Below are 7,382 nucleotides of genomic sequence, written 5' to 3' on the forward strand. Positions count from 1 at the left end.
CGGGGCGCGGGGCGGAGCGGGCGCGGGTGCCGGGTCCGGTGACGGGTGCGGAGCCGGGGCCCGGGGGCGGTGTGGTGCGGTTCGCCCGTTCGGAGCTGCGGATCCGGGTGGCGGTGGGCGGGGCGGTGTTCTGGGGGTGGGACGGGGCGGGGCCGGGGCCGTCGTACGCGGTGGACGGGGAGGCGCCCGCCGCGGATCCGCGGGCGCTGCTGGAGCCGGGTACGGACGGGGGCTGGCAGGTGGTGGCGGAGCGGCTGACGGTCGCGGTGTCGCGGCACGGGGCGGTGGAGCTGCGGACGCCGGGCGGGGTGGTGCTGCGCCGGGAGCTGCCGCCGCGCTGGTGGGAGCCGGTGGCGGGCGGGGACGCGCGGTGGGTGCAGCGTTCGGAGGTTCCGGCGGACGCGCGGTTCTTCGGGATGGGCGGACGGGCGGCGGGGCCTCGGCTGCGGGACGGGTCCTACGCGCTGTGGAACACGGATCCGGGCGGGCGGTTCGGGCCGGGGGACGATCCGCTGTACCTGACGATGCCGGCGCAGCTGGTGGTGGCGGACGCGGGGACTCACCTGGTCTTCTACGACAACTCCTGGGCGGGCCGGGTGTCGTTGCGGGAGGGGCGGGAGGGTGCGGGGTCCGGGCACGACCGGCCGGGCGCCTCGGAGGTGCGGGTGGAGGGCGGGCCGCTGCGCTGCTGGGCGGTGGCGGGTACGCCGGCCCGGGTGCTGGCGGGCTGGTCGGCGCTGACGGGGGCGGCCGCGGTGCCGCCGTCCTGGGCGCTGGGTCCGCAGCACGCCCGGTGGGGGTTCGGGTCGGAGCGGGAGGTCCGGCGGATCGTGGCGGGGTACCGGGAGCGGGGGCTGCCGCTGTCGGTGCTGCATCTGGACATCGACCACTACGACGCGCACCGGGTGTTCACGGTGGACCGCGGGCGGTTCCCGGATCTGCCGGGGCTCGCCGGGGAGTTGCGGGAGGCCGGGGTGCGGCTCGTGTCGATCGTGGACCCGGCGGTCGCGGCGGCCGGGGGGAACGCGGTCTACGACTCCGGCCGGGCGGTGGGCGCTTCGGGCGCGTTCGTCCGGGACGCCCGGGGACGGGAGGTGCGCGGGGAGGTGTGGCCGGGTGAGTGCGTGTATCCGGACTTCACGGATCCGGGCGTGCGGGAGTGGTGGGGCGGGCTGTACGCGGAGCGGCTGGCGCAGGGGTTCTCCGGGGTGTGGCACGACATGAACGAGCCGGTGTCGTTCGCGGCGTTCGGTGATCCGTCGCTGCCCCGGTCGGCGCTCCACGCGCTGGAGGGGCGCGGCGGCGACCACCGGGAGGCGCACAACGTGTACGGCCTGGCGATGGCGCGGGCCGGGTACGAGGGGCTGGCGCGGCTGCGGCCGCAGGAGCGGCCGTTCCTGTTCTCGCGCTCGGGCTGGGCGGGGATGCAGCGGTACGGGGGCACCTGGTCCGGTGACGTGGCGACGGGCTGGCCGGGGCTGCGGGCGTCGTTGGCGCTGGTCCTGGGGCTCGGGCTGTGCGGGGTGCCGTACTCGGGTCCCGATGTGGGCGGGTTCGACGGGTCGCCGTCGCCCGAGCTGTATCTGCGGTGGTTCCAGCTGGGGGCGTACCTGCCGCTGTTCCGCACGCACGCGGCGATCGACGCGGGGCGCCGTGAGCCGTGGGAGTTCGGGGCGGAGGTGCTGGCGGGGGCGCGGAGGGTGCTGGTGGAGCGGGAGCGGTTGCGGCCGTACTGGGTGACCCTGGCGCGGCTGGCGGCACTGACGGGTGCGCCGTACGTACGCCCGCTCTGGTGGGCCTCGCCCGGGGACCGGGGGCTGCGGGACTGCGAGGACGCCTTCCTGCTCGGCGACGCCCTGCTGGTGGCGCCGGTACTGGAGCCGGGGGTGGCGCGGCGGGCGGTGCGGCTGCCGCCGGGGCGCTGGTACGACACGGTGAGCGGGGCGGTGTACGAGGGCCCGGGGCGGGTGGTGGTGGAGGCGCCGCTGTCCCGGGTGCCGGTGCTGGCCCGGGCGGGGGCGGTGATTCCGGTGCGGGGTGCGGACGGTGGCCTGGAGCTGGAGGTGTGGGCGCCGGTGGCGGGGCGCCCGGGTGACGGGACGGTGGTCCGGGACGCGGGTGGCGGCTGGGAGCCGGTGGTGGTCGAGCGGTACACGTCCCGGCTGGAGGGCGGGCGCGTGGTGGTGGAGCGGGACGGCGGGGCGGTGGACTGCCCGGTGCGGGTGCGGGGTGGGTGAAGATGGCGCGGCGTCGTACTGGGCGGCGGTGGTGCGGGGGCTCAGCGGTAGCGTCCCGCGAACCAGCGGTGGACGGCCTCGGTGTGGAGGGGGAAGGCGAGCGTGGCGGGGGCCCTCAGCAGGGTGTGGCCGGAGGTCTCGTCGGTGGGGGCGGACGGCGGGAGCGCGGCGGCCGGCCGTGCGGGGAGCAGTCCGAAGAGGAGCAGGTGTCCGGCGGGTGAGCTGAGGGCGTCGGCGAGGCGGACGTCCTCAGGGCGTGCCTTGATGCGGGTCTCCTCGCGCAGTTCCCGTACGACGGCGTGCTGCCAGTCCTCGGCGTGGTCGATGAAGCCGCCGGGCAGGGCGAGGCCGCCGCGTGCGGGTTCGATGGTGCGGGTGATGACGACGAGTCCGGTGGTGCCGTCGCCGGTGACAGGGAGGAGGGCCACGGCGACCGGGAGCGGATTGCGGTAGGCGGTCTCGCCGCAGGCGGCGCAGGTGCGGGGCCAGGTGTCGGCGGCCGGGAGGCCGGTGTACGCGGCTCCGCAGGCGGGGCAGTGGGAGTACGTCACGGGCTGCTCCGTTTCCTCGTGGGGCCGGGCCGGCGCTCGTGGTGGCCGGGCGTGGGACCGGTGGCGGACACGCGCGGACTGTACCGGATCGCCTTCGCGGCACCCCCGGACCATGGAGGATGTGCTCATGACAGCCATCGCAACCGCTTTCCGTGCCCTGGCGGCCACCGCCGCCGCCCTGTTCGCCGTGACCGTCACCGCCCCGGCGGCTCAGGCGGAGCCCGAGCCGAAGGCGCCCCGGGAGTTCGTCTCGCTGCGTTCGGTTGATTCCACGATCATCCAGGAGATGCGCTACCCCACCGCCCACAACTTCATGGGCGAGCCCGTCGACGGGTACCGGCAGCCCCTGTGCATCCTGACCCGGCCGGCCGCCGAGGCCCTGCACCGCGCGCAGCTCCGGCTGCTACGACAGGGCTACTCGCTGAAGGTGTACGACTGCTACCGCCCGCAGCGGGCCGTGGACCACTTCGTGCGCTGGGCGAAGGACCTCGACGACGAGACGATGAAGGGCGAGTTCTACCCCCGGGTCGACAAGTCCCGTCTCTTCGCGGACGGTTACATCGCGGAGAAGTCCGGGCACAGCCGGGGCAGCACCGTGGACCTGACGCTCGTGCGGCTGCCGGCCCTGCCGCCCGGGCCGTACCGCCCGGGCGGGAAGCCGGTGCCGTGCTACGCGCCGCAGGGCGACCGTTTTCCGGACAACTCGGTGGACATGGGCACCGGTTTCGACTGCTTCGACACGCTCTCGCACACCGATGACCCCCGGATCCAGGGGGTGCAGCGCGCCAACCGGCAGTTCCTGAAGAAGACGCTCACCAAGGCCGGTTTCGTGAACCTGGCCGAGGAGTGGTGGCACTACACCTTCCAGCCCGAGGCGTTCCCCGACACCTACTTCGACTTCCCCGTGGCCCGCAGGTCGGTCGCCGGGCACTGAGCCGGCCGGCGCGAAGGAACGGGCGACCGGGACCACCCCCGTGGGTTCCGGCCGCCCGTTCTCCTTTTCGGACGCGGCCCGACCGTTTCCGGTTGCCGGATCAGCCATTACGGTGCCCGTATGCCACAGCAGACGTTCGATTCGTACGAAGAGTTCTGGCCCTACTACGTCGCGATGCACTCGCGGGCGGCGACCCGCTGGGTGCATCTCACCGGCACCCTGACCGGCCTCGCCATCAGCGCGTACGGGCTGGCGCGCGGCCGGAAGCGGTATCTGGCCGCGCTGCCGCTGATCGGCTACGGCACGGCCTGGCCCGCGCACTTCCTGATCGAGAAGAACAACCCGGCCACCTTCGGCCACCCGGCCTGGTCGCTGCGCGGCGACGCGCAGATGATCCGCATGATGCTGGCCGGGCGCGACCACGAGCTGGCGCAGACCGCGGAGAAGTGGCTCGCGGAGAACGACTTCTAGGGCGTGGCGGACGTCGTCCTCACGCGGCGCCCGGGGCGCCCTTCTCCGCGCCGATGCGCCGGATCCGGTCCTGCCCCCACTCGGCCAGGGCTTCCAGCGCGGTGTTGAGGGTGATGCCGTGCTCCGTGAGGGAGTACTCGACCCTCGGCGGCACCACGGGGTACACCTCCCGGTGTACGAGGCCGTCCGCCTCCATCTCCCGCAGGTGCTGGACGAGCATCTTCTCGCTGACCCCCGGGAGCCCGCGCCGCAGTTCCGCGAAGCGGCGTGTGCCGTGCTCGTGCAGTTCCCAGATGATCAGGGACTTCCACTTGCCGGCGACGACGTCCATGGCCGCGTCGATTCCGCAGAAGTAGGGGCCCCGTCGTGCCGCTGTCGCCATGACCGCCTCCACACCGCCCGGCAGGCACTTACCTTCCGGTGAGTACCGCACCAATGAGTCCGTACTGTTCAACTCTAGTGTCCCGCACGAGGATTGAGGCAACAACGGAACCTTCCGCACGACATGGGAGAGCAGGGACATGCACGAGATCCACGCAACCGACGTGAGCGTTCTCGGACTCGGCGCGATGGGCGGCGCGCTTGCCGGGGCTCTGGTGAAGACCGGAGTACGGACCACGGTCTGGAACCGCTCGGCGGGCAGGGCAGAGGCACTTGTCGCCGAGGGCGCGAGGGAGGCCGCCTCCGCCGCCGAGGCGGTCCTGGCGAGCCCACTGGTGGTCGTCTGCCTCTTCGACCACGACTCGGTGCACGAGGTGCTCGACCCGCTCGCGGGCGACCTGGCGGGACGGAGGCTCGTCAATCTGACGACGACCACACCCGAGCAGGCGAGGGAGTCGGCCCTCTGGGCGGCGGGGGCGGGGATCGCCTACCTGGACGGGGGCATCATGGCGGTGCCTTCCATGATCGGGCAGCCGGGGGCCTCGGTCCTGTACAGCGGTTCGCAGGAGGTCTTCCGCGAGCACACGAAACTGTTCGACCAGTGGGCCACCAGCACCTACTACGGCGAGGACGCCGGGCTTGCGTCCCTCTACGACTTCGCGTTGCTCTCGGCAATGTACGTGATGTTCGCCGGGTTCATGCAGGGCGCGGCCATGCTCGCACCGGCGGGCGTGCCGGCGAGCCGATTCGCGGCGATGGCCGCCCCGTGGCTGACCGCGATGACCGGAGAACTCGCCGGATACGCCGAGGTCATCGACGGCGGTGACTACACGGTTCCGGGACAGCAGAGCCTGACGTTCTCCAACCTCGGCCTGTTCATCGAGGCGATCACCGATCAGGGGGTGAGTGCCGAACCGGTCGCCATGGTCCAGCGCCTCATCGAGCGGCAGGTGGACGCCGGCCACGGAACGGAGGGCTTCGCCCGCATCATCGAGAGTCTCAAGCGCCCCCGCGCGTGAGCGGCCCTCGCCAAGGCACCCCTTCAGGTGGTCACCGGCTCGCGCGGGCGGTCCGCGCGGGCCAGGGCGTGTTCGACCACGGCCACCAGCACGTCCCGGGCCGACGCCCGGTCCCGCGCGTCGCACGTCAGGAGCGGCACCTGCGGGTCCAGGTCGAGCGCCGCGCGCACCGTCTCCTCCGGGAACACGTCCGCGCCCTCGAAGCGGTTGACGGCGACGGCGAACGGGATCTCGCGGCGCTCGAAGTAGTCGACGGCCGCGAAGCAGTCGGCCAGGCGGCGGGTGTCCGCGAGCACGACCGCGCCCAGGGCGCCCTGGGCCAGCTCGTCCCAGAGGAACCAGAACCGGTCCTGCCCCGGCGTGCCGAAGAGGTACAGCACCAGGTCCTCGCGGAGCGTGATCCGCCCGAAGTCCATGGCCACGGTCGTCGTGGTCTTCGCCTCGACGCCGTCCAGGTCGTCCACCGGCCGGCCCGCCTCGGTCAGCCGCTCCTCCGTGCGCAGCGGCCTGATCTCGCTGACCGCGCCCACCAGTGTCGTCTTGCCCACGCCGAAGCCGCCCGCCACCAGGATCTTGAGGGTGACGGGCTCCACGGGCCGCCTGCTGCCGCGGCTAGAGCGCCCGAAGGCCATTGATCACCTCACGGAGAAGGTTCACGTCCGGCAGCTCGGCCGGCGGAACGGGTCGGGTCACGTGTACCAGCTCGTCGTCCACGAGATCGCCCACCAGCACCCGTACCACGCCCACGGGGAGGTCCAGGGACGAGGCGAGCTCGGCGATCGACTGGGGCAGCTCACCGCAGAGTTCGAGGATCTCGACGTGCTCCGGGGAGAGCCTCCGGTCACTGTCCGGTTCGTCGGCCGCGGGCCCGGGCACGACGATCGCGATCAGGTCGAGGCGGTGGCGGGACGCACTGCTGGTGCGCCCGCGGGTCATCGCGTAGGGGCGGACGACGGGCCCCGCGTCGTCGTCGTACCAGCGCGGGGTCCGCGGCCTCTCCGGGGTCTCCGGGGATCCGGGCGATGCGGCGCTCATGGCGTCCGCTCACCCCCCGGTGGGCTGACCGGCCGTCCGGGGCGCGTTGGCCAGGTGGCTCCCCACGCGCTTGACCATGAGCGTCATCTCGTACGCCACCTGTCCCACGTCCGAGTCGGATTCGGCCAGTACGGCGAGGCAGCTGCCGTCGCCGGCCGCCGTGACGAAGAGGAACGCCTCGTCCAGCTCCACGACGGTCTGGCGGACCTTGCCGGCGTCGAAGTGGCGGCCGACGCCCTTGGCCAGGCTGTGGAAACCGGAGGCGACGGCGGCCAGGTGCTCGCCGTCCTCCCGGGTCAGGTCCTTGGACGCGCCGGTGGGCAGCCCGTCGCTGGAGAGCACCAGCGCCTTGCGGATGCTGGCGACCCGCTCGACGAGTTCGTCGAGGAGCCAGTTGAGTTCACCGGACCCCTGGCGTGCGGATTCGGTTGCGGCGGCGTTCGGTGCGGTCATGGACCGTCCCCTCCCGGAGTGGTTCCTGGTGCGATGTCCATAGGGCCCGTCGGGTCCTCGGCGTTCTCCCGGCGGCCGCGCTGCCAGCCGCGCTGGAGCGAAGCCATACGGCTGCGTACCTCTTCGGCGTCCCGCTCGACGTCCTCGGCGCTCTCCACCGTCCCGGGCCGCGCCGTGCGGGCGCCGGGTCCCTCGCGGAGCTGCGGGGCGAGGCTGGCCTGCCGGACGCGGCGGGGCAGGCCGCCCACGGTGTCGGGGACGGGTTCGGGCGTACGGGGCGCGGGCACGGCGGGGCGGCGGT

General features: G+C 73.5%; 9 protein-coding genes and 1 pseudogene. 4 read left to right on the forward strand and 6 right to left on the reverse strand.

Annotated elements, in window-relative coordinates; genetic code table 11:
* The coding region (locus tag G3I41_RS32010) for a glycoside hydrolase family 31 protein (RefSeq protein ID WP_203601952.1) at positions 1 to 2,237 on the forward strand (2,237 nt) is incomplete at its 5' end.
* Positions 2,238 to 2,278: 41 nt separating this feature from the next.
* On the opposite strand, the gene G3I41_RS32015 is transcribed toward G3I41_RS32010, so the two are convergent.
* On the reverse strand, positions 2,279 to 2,788 hold the full coding sequence (locus tag G3I41_RS32015; RefSeq protein ID WP_164404037.1) for an NUDIX domain-containing protein: 510 nt from the start codon (positions 2,786 to 2,788) through the stop codon (positions 2,279 to 2,281).
* Positions 2,789 to 2,915: 127 nt separating this feature from the next.
* Here G3I41_RS32015 and G3I41_RS32020 point away from each other — a divergent pair, with 127 nt between their 5' ends.
* Complete coding sequence (locus tag G3I41_RS32020; protein ID WP_164404038.1) at positions 2,916 to 3,722, forward strand: M15 family metallopeptidase; 807 nt, start codon at positions 2,916 to 2,918, stop codon at positions 3,720 to 3,722.
* 120 nt (positions 3,723 to 3,842) lie between these two features.
* Positions 3,843 to 4,193: a DUF962 domain-containing protein gene (locus G3I41_RS32025; RefSeq protein WP_164404039.1), complete on the forward strand. Its 351-nt coding sequence runs from the start codon at positions 3,843 to 3,845 to the stop codon at positions 4,191 to 4,193.
* Positions 4,194 to 4,212: 19 nt separating this feature from the next.
* Here G3I41_RS32025 and G3I41_RS32030 read toward each other — a convergent pair whose 3' ends face one another.
* Positions 4,213 to 4,575, reverse strand: a complete 363-nt coding sequence (locus G3I41_RS32030) for a helix-turn-helix domain-containing protein (RefSeq protein ID WP_164404040.1) — start codon at positions 4,573 to 4,575, stop codon at positions 4,213 to 4,215.
* A 163-nt stretch (positions 4,576 to 4,738) separates the two neighbouring features.
* Here G3I41_RS32030 and G3I41_RS32035 point away from each other — a divergent pair, with 163 nt between their 5' ends.
* Positions 4,739 to 5,593 carry an NAD(P)-binding domain-containing protein gene (locus G3I41_RS32035; protein WP_343242265.1) on the forward strand — a complete coding sequence of 285 codons (855 nt, stop codon included), beginning with the start codon at positions 4,739 to 4,741 and terminating at the stop codon, positions 5,591 to 5,593.
* 23 nt (positions 5,594 to 5,616) lie between these two features.
* On the opposite strand, the gene G3I41_RS32040 is transcribed toward G3I41_RS32035, so the two are convergent.
* The 4 genes and pseudogenes from G3I41_RS32040 to G3I41_RS32055 form a co-directional block, all read right to left on the reverse strand.
* Positions 5,617 to 6,225, reverse strand: a complete 609-nt coding sequence (locus tag G3I41_RS32040; protein ID WP_164404042.1) for an ATP/GTP-binding protein — start codon at positions 6,223 to 6,225, stop codon at positions 5,617 to 5,619.
* Positions 6,206 to 6,628 carry a DUF742 domain-containing protein gene (locus G3I41_RS32045; RefSeq protein ID WP_164404043.1) on the reverse strand — a complete coding sequence of 141 codons (423 nt, stop codon included), beginning with the start codon at positions 6,626 to 6,628 and terminating at the stop codon, positions 6,206 to 6,208. Before G3I41_RS32045 ends, G3I41_RS32040 begins: the two co-directional genes overlap by 20 nt.
* Before the next feature lie 9 nt (positions 6,629 to 6,637).
* Positions 6,638 to 7,081 carry a roadblock/LC7 domain-containing protein gene (locus G3I41_RS32050; protein ID WP_164404044.1) on the reverse strand — a complete coding sequence of 148 codons (444 nt, stop codon included), beginning with the start codon at positions 7,079 to 7,081 and terminating at the stop codon, positions 6,638 to 6,640.
* Positions 7,078 to 7,382, reverse strand: a pseudogene (locus tag G3I41_RS32055) (histidine kinase); the annotation flags it as partial. The gene G3I41_RS32050 and the pseudogene G3I41_RS32055, both read right to left, overlap by 4 nt.

It is taken from the genome of Streptomyces sp. SID9727 (assembly GCF_010550605.1).
Lineage (GTDB): Bacteria > Actinomycetota > Actinomycetes > Streptomycetales > Streptomycetaceae > Streptomyces.